At 66.3% G+C, this 15,222-nt stretch carries 14 protein-coding genes; all 14 read left to right on the forward strand.

What is annotated here, in order from left to right:
- Positions 1-142: 142 nt before the first annotated feature.
- The 14 genes from ABE522_RS04845 to ABE522_RS04910 all read left to right on the forward strand — a co-directional run bounded on the left by ABE522_RS04845 (position 143) and on the right by ABE522_RS04910 (position 15,061).
- Positions 143-1,681, forward strand: a complete 1,539-nt coding sequence (locus ABE522_RS04845) for a GGDEF domain-containing protein (protein WP_346590737.1) — start codon at positions 143-145, stop codon at positions 1,679-1,681.
- Between the two features lie 85 nt (positions 1,682-1,766).
- Complete coding sequence (gene pyrH / locus ABE522_RS04850) at positions 1,767-2,498, forward strand: UMP kinase (RefSeq protein WP_042613838.1); 732 nt, start codon at positions 1,767-1,769, stop codon at positions 2,496-2,498.
- Positions 2,499-2,588: 90 nt separating this feature from the next.
- Positions 2,589-3,146, forward strand: a complete 558-nt coding sequence (gene frr, locus ABE522_RS04855; protein ID WP_042613837.1) for a ribosome recycling factor — start codon at positions 2,589-2,591, stop codon at positions 3,144-3,146.
- Positions 3,147-3,151: 5 nt separating this feature from the next.
- Positions 3,152-3,919 (forward strand): polyprenyl diphosphate synthase, encoded by a 768-nt coding sequence (gene uppS, locus ABE522_RS04860; protein WP_346590738.1) that lies wholly within the window; start codon positions 3,152-3,154, stop codon positions 3,917-3,919.
- Positions 3,916-4,758: a phosphatidate cytidylyltransferase gene (locus ABE522_RS04865; protein WP_346590739.1), complete on the forward strand. Its 843-nt coding sequence runs from the start codon at positions 3,916-3,918 to the stop codon at positions 4,756-4,758. Before uppS ends, ABE522_RS04865 begins: the two co-directional genes overlap by 4 nt.
- Before the next feature lie 2 nt (positions 4,759-4,760).
- Positions 4,761-5,951: a 1-deoxy-D-xylulose-5-phosphate reductoisomerase gene (gene dxr, locus ABE522_RS04870; RefSeq protein WP_346590740.1), complete on the forward strand. Its 1,191-nt coding sequence runs from the start codon at positions 4,761-4,763 to the stop codon at positions 5,949-5,951.
- Between the two features lie 34 nt (positions 5,952-5,985).
- Positions 5,986-7,344: an RIP metalloprotease RseP gene (gene rseP / locus ABE522_RS04875; RefSeq protein WP_346590741.1), complete on the forward strand. Its 1,359-nt coding sequence runs from the start codon at positions 5,986-5,988 to the stop codon at positions 7,342-7,344.
- A 95-nt stretch (positions 7,345-7,439) separates the two neighbouring features.
- Positions 7,440-9,794, forward strand: coding sequence for an outer membrane protein assembly factor BamA (gene bamA, locus ABE522_RS04880; protein WP_346590742.1), 2,355 nt, complete (start codon positions 7,440-7,442; stop codon positions 9,792-9,794).
- Positions 9,795-10,022: 228 nt separating this feature from the next.
- The gene (locus ABE522_RS04885; RefSeq protein WP_346590743.1) at positions 10,023-10,565 is read left to right on the forward strand and encodes a hypothetical protein; all 543 of its coding nucleotides are present in this window, start codon (positions 10,023-10,025) and stop codon (positions 10,563-10,565) included.
- 289 nt (positions 10,566-10,854) lie between these two features.
- Positions 10,855-11,877, forward strand: a complete 1,023-nt coding sequence (lpxD, locus tag ABE522_RS04890) for a UDP-3-O-(3-hydroxymyristoyl)glucosamine N-acyltransferase (protein ID WP_346590744.1) — start codon at positions 10,855-10,857, stop codon at positions 11,875-11,877.
- A complete protein-coding gene (gene fabZ, locus ABE522_RS04895) occupies positions 11,874-12,329 on the forward strand; it encodes a 3-hydroxyacyl-ACP dehydratase FabZ (RefSeq protein WP_346590745.1) in 456 nt (151 codons plus the stop codon). Before lpxD ends, fabZ begins: the two co-directional genes overlap by 4 nt.
- A 19-nt stretch (positions 12,330-12,348) precedes the next feature.
- A complete protein-coding gene (gene lpxA, locus ABE522_RS04900) occupies positions 12,349-13,140 on the forward strand; it encodes an acyl-ACP--UDP-N-acetylglucosamine O-acyltransferase (protein WP_346590746.1) in 792 nt (263 codons plus the stop codon).
- Positions 13,137-14,387 carry a lipid-A-disaccharide synthase gene (gene lpxB / locus ABE522_RS04905; protein WP_406846307.1) on the forward strand — a complete coding sequence of 417 codons (1,251 nt, stop codon included), beginning with the start codon at positions 13,137-13,139 and terminating at the stop codon, positions 14,385-14,387. The genes lpxA and lpxB overlap by 4 nt, the downstream gene beginning before the upstream one ends.
- Entirely contained in the window at positions 14,384-15,061 is a 678-nt protein-coding gene (locus tag ABE522_RS04910; protein WP_346590747.1) for a ribonuclease HII, read from the forward strand. Before lpxB ends, ABE522_RS04910 begins: the two co-directional genes overlap by 4 nt.
- Positions 15,062-15,222 lie beyond the last annotated feature (161 nt).

Consider the following 15,222-nt stretch of genomic DNA (forward strand, 5'->3'; position numbering starts at 1 on the left):
GCCCCGGGACAGCGCCGTGCTGCCTTTGCGTTATGTGGCGTTCGGACCGATACTTCTTCCGGGGGAGTTCGTTGAGTGCAAGGGCCACTATGCAGATCTGTGACGGAACCCTCATCCCGCACCCTTGAACGAACGACTCGATATGCCTCCCGAGCTGACAGCCGTCCTGGCGCTCTGCCGCAATCTCCCGTCGCCTCCCGGCATCGCGCTGCGCATCATCGAACTGGCCCAGGATCCCGAAGCGGACCTCAGCACCGCCGCCGACATCATCGCCATCGACATGGCGCTCAGCGCGCGCATGCTGCGCATCGCCAATTCCCCGCTGTATGCCAGCCGCCGCCGGATCGACAACCTGGGCCAGGCGCTGACCATGCTCGGGCTCAACGCCACCCTCAGCCTGGCCCTGGGCTTCACCATCACCCAGGGCGTGGCGGGTAGTGCCGGCAGCCCCGGACAGGACGTGCGCGAACGCGCGTGGCGGCGCAGCATCCTCAGCGCGCTGGCCGCCAGCCAACTCGGCCAGGCGCGCGGGCTGCGCCGGCTGGAAGAGCTGATGCTGGCCGGCCTGCTGCAGGACATCGGCGTGCTTGCGCTGGCCCAGTCGCACCCCGACACCTACCTGCCCTTGCTGCGCGACGCCGACAGCAACGCGACCCTGCTGGACGCCGAACGTGCGCAGCTGCAGTGCACCCACGCCGAGGTCGGGGCCTACATGGCCGCGCAGTGGGACCTGCCCCGCTACCTCAGCGAAGCGATCGCGCGCAGTGAAGACAGCACCCTGTCCGGGGACACCTTCCAGGCCTGCGTCCAGCTGTCCGGCACGGTGGCCGACATCTGGCTGGACAGCGACCCGGATGCGGCTCGCGAACGGGCACTGGAGCAGGTCCATGCGCGCCTGCAGCTGGACAGCGCCCAGTTCGACCTGGTGCTGGCGAAGATCAGCGAGGCGCTGCCCACCATCGCCAGCCTGTTCGATGCCTCCCCTGCCACCCCGGAGCGCGTGCAGCTGCTGATCGACCACGCACAGGAACTGGCGACCCTGCGCAACCTGCGCCAGATGCAGGACGCCGAGCAGGCCCGGCGGCGCGCAGACGAGTTCGAAGCGCGGGCCAACCGGCTCACCGAACAGGCCCACCGCGATGCCCTGACCGGCGTGCTCAACCGCCGCCAGCTGGAAACCGTGCTGGAGCAGGAGTTCCTGCGTGCGACCCGGCATGGCTGGCCCCTGTCGGTGGCCTTCATCGACCTGGACGACTTCAAGAAGATCAACGATGCGCACGGGCACCTGACCGGCGACGAGGTGCTGCGCGAGTTCGCCGGCACGCTGCAGGGCCATCTGCGCACCAGCGACACGGTGGCGCGCTTTGGCGGCGAAGAGTTCGTCGCGCTGCTGCCCAACACCACCGAAGCGGTCGCGCTGGACGTGATCCGGCGGGTGCTGGCACGCATCGTGTCCACGCCGATGGCGATGCTGGAAGGCGGTCCGCTGTTCATCACCTTCTCCGCCGGCGTGGCGACCCAGGGTGGTTACGAGCGATTCGCCGACGTGCAGGACCTGCTGCGTGCGGCCGATGATGTGCTGTACCGCTCCAAGAACCTTGGCCGCAACCGGGTGATCGCGCGTTCGCCGGGCGATGGAGCGGCCCTGGTCCGGCCGGCCGAAGCCCCGTCCGCCGCCTGAACCAGGGCCCGCGCGCGAAATAACTACAGCAGCGCCGCGCTTGCCAGTAGAATCTGCCGGGAATTCACGCACCCTGAGGTCCCCCATGTCCAAGCTCGCCTATCGCCGCATCCTGTTGAAACTTTCCGGGGAGGCGCTGATGGGGGACGAGGACTACGGCATCGACCCCAAGATCATCAACCGCCTCGCGCGTGAAGTGGTCGAAGCCCAGCAGGCCGGCGCGGAAGTGGCGCTGGTGATCGGGGGCGGCAACATCTTCCGCGGCGCCGGGCTGGCCGCAGGCGGCATGGACCGTGTCACCGGCGACCAGATGGGCATGCTGGCCACGGTGATCAATGCGCTGGCCATGCAGGACGCATTGGAAAAAGTCGGTGCCAAGGCCCGCGTGATGAGTGCCATCAAGATAAACGACGTGTGCGAGGACTACATCCGCCGCCGCGCCATCCGGCACCTGGAAAAGGGCCGCCTGGTGATCTTCGCCGCCGGCGTCGGCAGCCCGTTCTTCACCACCGATTCGGGCGCCGCCCTGCGCGCCATCGAGATCGGCGCGGACCTGCTGCTGAAGGCCACCAAGGTCGATGGCGTGTACGACAAGGATCCGAACAAGTACAGCGATGCGGTGCGCTTCGACAGCCTGACCTACGACGAAGTGATCATCCGCGGCCTGGAAGTGATGGATACCGCGGCCTTCGCCCTGGCGCGCGACAGCGACCTGCCGATGCGCGTGTTCGACATGGGCCAGCCGGGTGAACTGCTGAAGATCCTGCACGGCGAGAACATCGGCACCCTGGTCAGCGGCCGCAATCCCGCCGCCTGAGCGCCGGATGCACGACCGGGGCCCTGCGGTCCCGGCTGGGCGCCTATTCGCCTATAATCGCCCGATTCCAGTAATACCCAGGACCGGGCGATGCTCAACGACATCAAGCAGAACGCGCAGACGCGCATGGCCAAGAGCATCGACGCTCTGCGCCACACCCTGACCACCATCCGCACCGGCCGCGCCTCGCCGGCGCTGCTGGACGGCATTTCCGTGCTGGCCTATGGCTCGCAGTCGCCGCTGGCCAACGTGGCCACCATCAGCGTGTCCGAAGGCCGCTCGCTGGTGATCTCGGTGTTCGACAAGTCGCTGGTCGCAGCGGTCGAGAAGTCGATCTACGCCTCCGACCTGGGCCTGACCCCGACCGTGGTCGGCACCGTCATCCGCCTGAACCTGCCGCCGCTCACCGAAGAGCGCCGCAAGGAACTGGCCAAGACCGTGGGCAAGGAAGGCGAGGAAACCAAGGTCGCCATCCGCAACATCCGCCGCGACGCCAACCAGGAAGTGGCCAAGCTGCTCAAGGACAAGGAAATCACCGAGGACGACAAGAAGCGCGCCGAGGACGATATCCAGAAGCTGACCGACAACAGCATCAAGGACGTCGATAAGGTCGTGGCGGAAAAAGAGAAGGAACTGATGGCGGTCTGAAGCCGATGCCTTCAGCCCCGCCCCCGTTGCCCGCTGCGCTGCCGCGCCACGTTGCCATCATCATGGATGGCAACGGGCGTTGGGCACAGCAGCGCCGGCGCCCGCGCATGATCGGCCACCGGGCCGGCGCCCGCGCCGTCAACCGCACCATCGACCGCTGCCTGGAACTGGGCATCCCGGCGCTGACCCTGTTCGCGTTTTCCAGCGAAAACTGGGGCCGCCCGGATGACGAGGTGCAGGCGCTGATGAAGCTGTTCCTGCACGCGCTGGATCGCGAAGTGGACGAGCTGCACCGCCGTGGCGTGCGCGTGCGTTTCATCGGCGAACGCGAGCGCTTCGGCGCGTCGCTGGTCAGCCGCATGCAGCTGGCCGAACAGCGCACCGCGGACAACACCGCCATGACCCTGTCCATCGCCGCCAGCTACGGCGGCCGCCAGGACATCGCCCGTGCCGCGCGTACGCTGGCCCGGGAAGTGGCCGCCGGCCGCCTGTTGCCCGAACAGATCGACGAAACCCTGCTGGGCAGCCACGTGGCGCTGGCCGACATGCCCGCCCCGGACCTGTTCATCCGCACCGGTGGCGACACCCGCATCAGCAACTTCCTGCTGTGGCAGCTGGCCTACACCGAACTCTGGTTCACCGATGTGCTGTGGCCGGATTTCGATACCGACCAGCTGCAGCGCGCGCTGGACACCTACGCCGGGCGGGAGCGCCGTTTCGGCCTGACCAGTGCCCAGATCGCTGCCCTGGCCACCGAGACGTCCAGCCCATGACCAAGACCCGAGTCCTCGCCGCGCTGATCATGGCGCCGGCGGCCATCGCCGCGATCCTGCTGCTGCCCAGCCAATGGCTCGCCGCCGCCGCCGCCGCGGTGTTCCTGATCGGCCTGTGGGAATGGCTGAAGCTGGCGGGCGTGGAAGACACGCTGGCCCGCACCACCCTGCTGCTGCTCAACCTGGTGCTGATGGTGCTGGTGGTCTGGGACCGCGATGCCTCGCTGTTCCTGTTCCGCGTGGCCGCGCTGGTCGGCGTCGGCTGGTGGCTGCTGGCCCTGCTGTGGCTGCGCTTCTTCAATTTCGGTGCGCAGCCGGACAGCCCGGCGCGCGCGCTCAAGCTGCTTGCCGGCACCTTGGCGATCCTGCCGGCGTGGGCCTCGCTGGTGCTGCTGCATGCCTCCGGCGACCAGGGCCACCTGTGGCTGCTGACCGCGCTGGCCGTGGTCTGGGCCGCCGATTCGGGCGCCTATTTCGCCGGCCGCACCTTCGGCCGCCACAAGCTGGCCCCGCGCATCAGCCCCAACAAGACCTGGGAAGGCCTGTTCGGTGGGCTGCTCGCCGGCCTGCTGGTGGCCACCGTGTTCGGCCTCGGTTTCGGCGTGGACGCCTGGCAGCTGGTCAGCCCGGCACAGCTGCCCTGGCTGCTGCTGGTCACCGTAGTGGCAGTATTTGCCTCGGTGCTCGGTGACCTGTTCGAGAGCCTGCTCAAGCGCCATGCCGGCGCCAAGGACTCCGGCAGCATCATCCCCGGCCATGGTGGCGTGCTGGACCGTGTCGACGGCGTATTGGCCGCATTGCCGGTGTTTGCCATCGGCAAGGAAATCTTCGGACTCTGACCATGCATGCTGCCCCTGCCCTGTGCCGTGTCGCCGTGTTCGGCGCCACCGGCTCGATCGGCGCATCGGCGCTGGATGTCATCGCACGCCACCCGGACCGCTTCCAGCCGACCGTGCTGGCCGCCGGCACCCAGGTCGATGCACTCATCGCGCTGTGCCTTGCCCATCGCCCGCTGCACGCGGTGATCGCCGACGAGGCGCTGTACCCGCGCCTGCGCGACGGACTGCGCGACGCCGGCCTGGATACCGCCGCCCATGCCGGCAGTGCCGCGCTGGACGCACTGGCCGCCGGCGATGACTGCGATACGGTGATCGCCGCGATCGTCGGTGCCGCCGGGCTGTCGTCCACGCTCGCCGCCGCTGCGGCCGGCAAGCGGATCCTGCTGGCCAACAAGGAATCGCTGGTGCTGGCCGGGGAACTGCTGATGCGCACCGCGCAGCAGGCGGGGGCGGAAATCATTCCGATCGACAGCGAACACAGCGCCATCTTCCAGTGCCTGCGCTCGCGCGATGCCAGCCTGGAGGGCGCCGGCGTGCGCCGCATCCTGCTGACCGCTTCCGGCGGCCCGTTCCGTGGCCGCAGCCGCGCCGAACTGGAACGGGTCACCCCGGCACAGGCCGTGGCGCATCCCAAATGGTCGATGGGCCCCAAGATCTCGGTGGATTCAGCCACCCTGATGAACAAGGGGCTGGAAGTCATCGAAGCCCACCACCTGTTCAATGTGCCCGCGCCGCGGATCGAGGTGCTGGTGCATCCACAGAGCCTGGTCCATTCGCTGGTCGAGTTCATCGATGGCTCCACCCTGGCCCAGATGGGCCTGCCGGACATGCGCACCACCCTGGCCGTGGGCCTGGGCTGGCCACAGCGGATCGACGCCGGGGTCGGCGGGCTGGACCTGCTGCTGCAGGGCCGGCTGGATTTCGAAGCCCCCGATACCGATGCCTTCCCCTGCCTGGCGCTGGCCTGGCAGGCCATGGAGGCGGGCGGCACCGCCGCGGCGGTCCTCAATGCCGCCAACGAGGAGGCCGTTTCAGCGTTTCTTCAGGGAAGGATAGGCTTCCTGACCATTCCCGCGCTTGTGGATAACGCGCTGTCGACACTGCCGGTCGAGCCTGCCGATACACTGGGCGGCCTGCTCGCCGCCGACCAGCGTGCCCGCCTGCTCACCCGGACCGCCATCGAAGCCCTCTGAATGCCCTGCCCTGCCACCACCACCGTGCGCTGCCATGACTGAGTTCCTCGGATCGGTATGGTGGATGATCGTCAGCCTGGGCCTGCTCGTGACCATCCACGAGTTCGGGCACTACTGGGTGGCGCGCCGGTGCGGGATCAAGGTGCTGCGCTTCTCGGTGGGCTTCGGCAAGCCGCTGTGGTCGCGCCGCGACCGCCATGGCACCGAGTTCGCCATCGCCGCCATTCCGCTCGGCGGCTACGTGAAGATGCTGGATGAGCGCGAGGTGGAGGTGCATCCCCACGAACGCGGCCAGGCCTTCAACCACAAGACCGTCTGGCAGCGCATCGCGGTGGTGGCGGCCGGCCCGCTGGCCAACCTGCTGCTGTGCATGCTGCTGCTGTGGGCGATGTTCGTGATCGGCAAGCAGGATTATTCGGCTACCGTCGGCCGCGCCACGGGCATGGCCCAGGCCGCCGGCCTGCAGGGCGGCGAGCGCATCCTGTCGGTGGATGGCCGCAGCGTGGCCACCGTGGGCGAGGCCAGCATGGCACTCACAGCGGCGGCGATGGACCGCCACGACGTCACCCTGCAGGTGGTCGACGCCCAGGAACGCCAGCACCAGCGCGTGCTGCCGCTGTCCCAGCTGCCGGCCGGCTTCGACGAACGCCGGGTCGCCCCGCTGGCCGGGATCAACTGGCAGTTCTGGTTGCAGCCGGCGCTGGTCGACCGGCTGGTGGACGACTCCGCCGTGCGCGGCGTGCTGCAACCCGGCGACCTGATCGTGGCGGTGGACGGCGAGCGCATCGATGCGGCCGACCAGGTCTACCCGGCCGTGCAGGCACTGGGCAAGCGCGGCGGGCCCGGCATGATCGACGTGCTGCGCGGCGGCGAGCGGCTGGCGCTGGAAGTCACCCCCCGGCAGGGCCTGGATGGCAACCGGCAGGCCGTCTGGCAGCTAGGCATCGGTTTTTCCGAGTCGCACGCCCCCGCCTACGACACCGTGCTGAAGTACGGTGTCTTCGCCGCGGTGCCCGTCGCCATCGGCGAAACCGGCCGCATGGCCGCGGACTCGCTGGGCATGATGCGCCGGATCGTCACCGGCAGCGCCTCGCTGCAGAACGTTTCCGGGCCGGTCACCATCGCCCGGGTGGCCAATGTTTCCGCGCAGCGGGGCCTGGATTGGTTCCTCCAGTTCCTGGCCCTGCTGTCGCTCAGCCTGTGCATCATCAACCTGTTGCCCATCCCCGTCTTGGACGGCGGGCACCTGCTGTATTACCTTATCGAGTTGGTCAAGGGCAGCCCGCTCAGTGAGCGCGCCATGGCCGCCGGGCAGTTTGTTGGCCTGGCGCTGCTGGCAGGGCTGATGGGATTGGCGTTCTACAACGACATCCTTGGCCTGGTTACCCGATGAACCTGGGCTCCTTGATGAACTTTTCCCTGCTGTCGCCGTCTACACGTCGGCATCCCGCATCCCGCAACACGCAATCGACCTCAACCGGACGTGACATGACGCGACTCCCGAACCGCCGCCTGCTGGCCCTCGCCCTCGCTGTTGGCATCGGCGCCCCCGCACTGGCCCAGGCTGCCGCCCCCTTCACGGTCAGCGACATCCGCGTTGACGGCCTGCAGCGCATCAGCTCCGGTACCGTTTTCACCTATCTTCCGGTGGAACGCGGCCAGGCACTGACCGACGCCAAGATCAGTGAAACGATCCGCGCCCTGTACAAGACCGGCTTCTTCGAAGACGTGCAGCTGGACCGGCAGGGCGACATCCTGGTGGTCACGGTCAAGGAACGTCCGGCCATCAACAAGCTCACCGTCACCGGCAACAAGGACATCAAGTCCGACCAGCTGCTGAAGGGCCTGAGCGATATCGGCCTGAGCGAAGGCGGCACCTTCGATCGCCTGAGCCTGGACCGGGTGACCCAGGAACTTCGCCGCCAGTACAACGACCGTGGCAAGTACAACGTGGAAATCACCCCGGTGGTGAGCCCGCTGGACCGCAACCGGGTGGACATCGCGATCACCATCAAGGAAGGCAAGGCGGCCAAGATCCGCCACGTCAACCTGATCGGCACCGAGAAGTTCGAAGCCGAAGACATCCTGGATACCTGGGAGTCGAAGGAACACAACTGGGCCTCGTGGTACCGCCGCGACGACCAGTACTCCAAGGAAAAGATGTCCGGCGACCTGGAAAAGCTCAATTCCTGGTACCTGGACCGCGGCTACGTGGACTTCAGCATCGATTCCACCCAGGTGTCGATCAGCCCCGACAAGCGCGACATGTTCATCAGCGCCGGCGTCACCGAAGGCGAGCAGTACAAGATTTCCGAGATCAAGGTCAGCGGCGATACGGTGCTGCCGCAGGAAGATGTCGAGCGCATGGTCATCCAGAAGGCTGGCGACACGTTCTCGCGCGCGCTGCTGGAGTTCAGCAGCAACAGCATCACCAATTCGCTGTCCAACATCGGTTATGCGTTCGCCAAGGTGAACCCGATCCCGACCAGCAACCGTGCCGACCGTACCGTAGCGATCAACATGCAGGTCGTCCCCGGCCCGCGCGTTTCGGTCCGCCAGATCGTGTTCCGCGGCAATACCCGCACGTCCGACGAAGTGCTGCGCCGTGAAATGCGCCAGTTCGAGAACAGCTGGTATTCGCAGGCCGCGATCGACCGTTCCAAGATCCGCCTGCAGCGCCTGGGTTACTTCGAGGCGGTGGAAGTGGAAACCCCGGCGGTCACCGGCAGCAACGACCAGGTCGACGTTGTGTACAACGTCAAGGAAACCACTTCGGGCAGCTTCGTGTTCGGCCTGGGCTATTCCCAGTCCTACGGCATGACCACCTCGGTGCAGCTGTCGCAGAACAACTTCCTCGGCGGCGGCAACCGCGTGTCGGTGGAAGCATCGCGCAGCAGCTACCTGCAGCGTTACGGCTTCAGCTACACCAACCCGTACTTCACCGATGACGGCGTGTCGCTGGGCTACAACCTGTCCTGGCGCGAACTGGACTACTCCGACTTCAACACCGCGCAGTACAACAGCACCAACGGTGCCGCGCAGATGGTGTTCGGCGTGCCGATCACCGAGACCGACACGGTTTCGCTGATGTTTGGTATTGACAGCAACCAGATCACGACGTACCCGGGCTCGACGCCGCAGTCGATCATCGATTACATCAACGCCGTTGGCCGCAGGACCTTCCACGCGTGGCGTTCGGAACTAGGCTGGGCGCGCGATTCGCGCAACGACTACTTCATGCCCACGCGCGGTACGTACCAGCGCGTCGGCCTGGAGGCTACCCTGCCGGGCTCGACCGTCGAGTACTACAAGCTGAATTACCAGATCAGCAAGTACTGGCCGATCATCCCTTCGCTGGTGATCAACACCCGCGCAGAAGTCGGCTATGGCGACAGCTATGGCAACGACAGCACGGTCGTTCTGCCTGACGGGCGTACCGTTACTGCCTCCGGCTTGCCGTTCTATGAGAACTTCTATGCTGGTGGTACCAACTCGGTACGCGGCTTTGAAGACAATACGCTCGGCCCGCGTTCGGAGATCACCAATGGCTACCGCAACGGCCAGCCGCTCGGCGGCTCGCTGAAGACGGTGGGCTCGGTGGAAGCCTACTTCCCGCGACTCTTCGACAGCCCGTCGGCGCGCGTGTCGGCGTTCCTGGACTTCGGCAACGTGTATAGCGGCGTGGACAACTTCAAGGCCAACGAACTGCGCGTTTCCACTGGTGTGGCCCTGCTGTGGCGCGCTCCGGTGGGCCCGATCTCGATCAGCTACGCCTTCCCGCTGAAGAAGGAAGACGGCGACGAAGTCGAACGCCTGCAGTTCACCTTTGGTGGGCAGTTCTAAAAACATCGAAGTGCTGAAAAACGAAAACGCCGGGCATAGCCCGGCGTTTTTTTATGCCACCCGCGCCCTCAACGCGGCCGTTTGATGGGATTTATTATTAGTACACGTTCGCACTTAAGCTTGCATTTATTCGTCATTCCCAACGCCTCGTCGCTATCACCCATTTCATCGCAGCCAAGGTCCGCCTGAGAATCCTTGACGGACAATTGTCCGCACTCAAGGAAAGTCATGAAGCCTCAAATATTTGCAATAGGTCTTGGGATTTCGGCACTCGTCGCAAGCGGCAGCGCAGCTGCGCAAGGACGAGCACCAACCACTGCAACATCATTCGACGAAGCGAGCTCATTTTCCTTACCAAGCCAAGTCAATCTTCGTGAGATTTTTAGAGCATATCGCAAGGTATCCAACACTCATTCAACAGAGTTTTACTGGCCAGAGAACTGGGAAAAAATTGGCTTCATACTAGAAGGTTCATTGGGGTTCATTTCATCGACCCCATTTGCTGGAGGAACTGCTATCTATGGTTGTGGCGGGCCTGGCAACTGGAACTATTTTTCATCAGTAGATGAGAACTGCGAAGGCCAAGTTGTAGAGCCCTACGGCCGAAAAGGATACATCGCGACCTCACAGCTCCCAGGCACGATGCCGCTGTTTCGCTGCGTCTTTCGCTGGAACGGGAAGCACTTCCGCCATTTCGATACACTCCAAGCCAATTGCGAGGGGGTCCCCGGAGCCGTTAACAACGGGCCGCTTGGTTACGTCTTCCTCTGATTCCTCGAAATTGGATTGCGATCTACCATTGGAATTGGCCGCGAATCATTTTCGTGTGAGCGATGGTAAGCGGATGCTGCGCCCCAGCGTGCTCAGGACCACGGCCTAATGCGATACAGCGTGCCGGCCAGCGGCCGGCACCTACCGCCAGCGATCACCGCCTTGGTCGGGTCGACTCAGGGTCGACTGCGCTGAAAGCGTGCCGACCAGAATGGGGACCCACCAGGGGCGCGGCCCGCCGGATCCCCGGTAACATGACCACCGTCCCGCCACGCGGTAAACTCCCCGCGTGAACACTCCTACCTACACCGCCCAGCAACTCGCCGAGCAGTTCGGCCTGCAGGTCCATGGCGATGCCTCCACCTTGATCGGTGGCGTGGCGACGCTGGCCCATGCCGGACCCGGCCAGCTCACCTTCCTGGCCAACCCGCGCTACCGCGCGCAGCTGGCCGACAGCCAGGCCGGCATCGTGGTGCTGCGCGCCGACGACGCCGAGGCCGCCCCCGGCACCGCGCTGGTCGCCAAGGATCCCTACAACACCTTCGCCCGCATCGCCGCCCTGTTCGACGTGGCGCCCACGCGCGCGCCGGGCATCCACCCCAGCGCGGTCATCGACCCCAGCGCGCAGGTGGCCGCCAGTGCCCACGTCGGGCCATTCGTCACCATCGGCGAGCGCAGCGTGGTCGGCGAGAACTGCATCATCGGCGCCGGCAGCGTGATCGGCGAAGACTGCACGCTGGACAGCGGCTGCGAACTGATCGCCCGGGTCACCCTGGTCACCCGGGTGAAGCTGGGCAAGCGCGTGCGGATCCATCCCGGCGCGGTGTTGGGCGCCGATGGCTTCGGCCTGGCGATGGACGCCGGCAAGTGGATCAAGGTGCCGCAGCTGGGCGGCGTGCGTATCGGCGATGACTGCGAAATCGGCGCCAATACCTGCGTGGACCGCGGCGCGCTGGAAGACACCGTGCTGGCCGAAGACGTGCGCCTGGACAACCTGGTGCAGGTCGCCCACAACGTGCAGATCGGCGCCCATTCGGCGATCGCCGGCTGCACCGGCATCGCCGGCAGCGCCAAGATCGGCCGCTACTGCCTGCTGGGCGGTGCGGTGGGCGTGGTCGGCCACCTGGAAATCTGCGACAAGGTCGTGATCACCGGCAAGTCCGTGGTGCGCAACTCCATTACCGAGCCAGGCGAGTACTCGTCCGGCACCCCGTTGACCGACAATCGCACGTGGCGCAAGAACGCCGCGCGCTTCAAACAGCTCGATGCGCTGGCCCGTCGCATCCTGTCTGTGAGCAAGGAGAAGGAATGAGCCAGGAACAGACCCTGCCGGACATCGCCCAGATCCGGGCATTGATCCCGCACCGCTACCCCTTCCTGCTGGTGGACAAGGTCGTATCGATCGACTTCGAGAACCGCAGGATCGTCGCGCGCAAGAACGTCAGCATCAACGAGCCTTTTTTCCTGGGGCATTTCCCGGAACAGCCGATCATGCCCGGCGTGCTGATCATCGAAGCCATGGCGCAGGCCGGCGGCGTGCTGACCCAGCTCACCCTCGGCCGCGATGCACAGTCCAAGCTGTTCTACATGGTGAAGGTCGACAACGTCCGCTTCAGTGACAAGGTCGTCCCCGGCGATGTGCTGGAGATGCACGTGGAGATCAAGCGCGTGATCCGCAACATGGCGGTGTACGACTGCAAGGCCTTCGTCGACGGCAGGATCGTCGCGTGCGCCGAAGTCATGTGTGCCGGCACCCGCGAATAACCCAACAGGAGGACCACCGATGAGCGGACACGCTCCGTTGATCCACCCCACGGCCGTGATCGATCCATCGGCGAAACTCGCCGATGGCGTCCGCGTGGGCGCGTTCACCCTGATCGGTGCCGATGTTGAAATCGGCGAGAACACCGAGATCGGACCGCATTGCAGCGTGCACGGCCCCACCCGGATCGGGCGTGACAACCGTTTCATCGGCCATGTGGCGGTGGGCGGCGAACCGCAGGACAAGAAGTACGCCGGCGAACGCACCGAACTGGTGATCGGCGACCGCAATGTGTTCCGTGAGTTCGTCACCCTCAACCGCGGCACCGGCGGCGGCGGTGGCATCACCACCGTGGGCAATGACAACTGGATGCTGGCCTATACGCACGTGGCGCATGACTGCCACGTCGGCAACCACTGCGTGTTTTCCAACAACACCACGTTGGCTGGCCATGTGACCGTGGGCGACCACGTGATCATCAGCGGCTTTGCCGGTGCGCACCAGTTCTGCCGCATCGGCGCGCATGCCTTCCTGGGCATGGGCGCGCTGACCAATGGCGACGTGCCGCCGTTCACCATGGTCGGCAGCGATTCGCTGGGCCGCCCGCGCGGCATCAACAGTGAAGGCCTCAAGCGCCGCGGCTTCGATGCCGAGCGTATCGCCAGCATCAAGCGCGCCTACCGCACGCTGTACGTGGCCGGCCTGCCCTTGGCCGAAGCCAAGGTGCAGCTGGCCGAACAGGCCCGCAGCAGCGAAGACGTGGCCGAGCTGCTGGCGTTCATCGAACAGGCCGAGCGGCCGCTGCTGCGATGAGTCCTGCGCCGCTGCCGCCGACCGCTGCGGTCATCCCGCTGCTGCGCGTGCAGAACGCCCCGCTGCCGGGGCGCGTCGATCCCAGGCCGCTGCGCGTTGCGCTGGTGGCCGGCGAAGCGTCCGGCGACCTGCTCGGCGCAGGCCTGGTGAGCGAGCTCAAGGCGCGCTTCCCGAATGCCGAGTTCGCCGGCATCGGCGGTGACAGCATGCGCGGTGCCGGCTGCCAGACCTGGTTCGATGCCAGCGAGCTGGCGGTGATGGGCCTGACCGAAGTACTACGCCACCTGCCGCGCCTGCTGAAACTGCGCGCGCAGTTCCGCCAGCGCGTGCTGGAGTGGCAGCCGGATGTGTTCATCGGGATCGACGCACCCGATTTCAACCTGCCCGTGGAGCGCTGGTTGAAGCAGCGGGGCATCCGCACGGTGCACTACGTCAGTCCGTCGGTCTGGGCCTGGCGCGAGAAGCGTGCCGAGAAGATCGGCGCCAGCGCCGACCTGGTGCTGTGTCTGTTCCCGATGGAACCGCCGATCTATGCCCGGCACGGCATCGACGCCCGTTTCGTCGGCCACCCGATGGCCGATGACATTCCCCTGCACGTGGACCGCGAGCAGGCGCGCGCTACGCTGGGCCTGCCATCCAATGCCAAGGTACTGGCGGTGCTGCCCGGCAGCCGGCTGGGCGAGATCAGCCGGCTCGGCGAACCGTTTTTCGAGGCGGCATGGCAGGTATGCGAGCGCATCCCCGGGCTGCACGTGGTGGTACCGGCGGCCAACCCGGCCTGCCGCGCGCTCATCGATGAACAATTGTCGCGCTCGGCATTGCCGGTGGTGCACTCGCATGTGCTGGACGGCCAGGCACGTACTGCGATGATCGCCGCCGACGTGGTGGTGCTCGCTTCCGGTACCGCCACCCTGGAAGCGATGCTGGTGAAGCGGCCGATGGTGGTGGGTTACCGGGTCAACGAGCTGACCTACCGCCTCGTCAAGGCGCTGGGCCTGCTCAAGGTGGACCGCTATGCACTGCCCAACATCCTGGCCAACAAGGATCTTGCACCGGAACTGATGCAGCACGACTGCGTGCCGGAAAAGCTGGCCGCGGCGATCCAGCAGTGGTTCGACCATCCGCAGAAGATCATCGACCTGCAAGCGACCTACGAGCAGCTGCACGGAGCGTTGCGCCGCGATGCGTCGGCACGCGCGGCCGACGCGGTAGCCGAACTGGTCGCGCGCGGAGCGGTGGCATCGTGAGCCGCCGTGGTGCGGCCGCTGCCACGCTGGCGCTGTTCGGCGCCGGTGGCCCGGCCACGGCGGTGGTACGACGCATTGCCGGCGTGGACGAAGCCGGTCGCGGTCCGTTGGCCGGTCCGGTCGCGGTGGCGGCCGTGGTCTTCGACCCGGCACGGCCGCGGATCAACGGGCTGGATGATTCCAAACAGCTGACCGCCGCCCGCCGCGAGCAGTTGTACGACCGCATCATCGACCGCGCCCTGGCCTTCCATGTGGTGCTGGTGGACGCGCCCACCGTGGACCGGCTGAACATCTACCAGGCCACGCTGCAGGGCATGCGCGAGGTGGTGGCCGCGGTCGCCCACGTGGCCGACCTCGCCCGCATAGATGGCAACGTGGTGCCCAAGGGCCTGGTGCTGCCGGGCGAAGCGCTGATCGGTGGCGATGCCATCGACCGCGCGATCATGGCGGCGTCGATCCTGGCCAAGGTCAGCCGCGACCGGTACATGCAGCAGGTGCACGTGCAGTACCCGCATTTTGGTTTCGACCAGCACAAGGGGTATGGCACACCGGCGCATCTTGCCGCGTTGCGCGCGCATGGTCCGTGCGTGGAGCACCGACGCAGTTTCGCGCCCGTGCGGGAGTGCCTGGCGGTGCCGGTTGCTGCTCCGGTGGAGATGGCGCTGGCGCTGTGAGTGGGTCGAACGGGTGAGACCCCCTCGCGGGTGGCTGATTTCTAGCGGCATCTGGGGGTGGGCCGGGCGGTGGGGCTGGTCGGGGGACGGCAAAAACTGCGTCCATGCAGGCCTCGTTTCGCGCCATCCATGGCGCTCAACGCCCCCGCCCAGCCCCACCG

Source organism: Stenotrophomonas lacuserhaii (assembly GCF_039674585.1).
Classification (GTDB): Bacteria; Pseudomonadota; Gammaproteobacteria; order Xanthomonadales; family Xanthomonadaceae; genus Stenotrophomonas; species Stenotrophomonas pennii_A.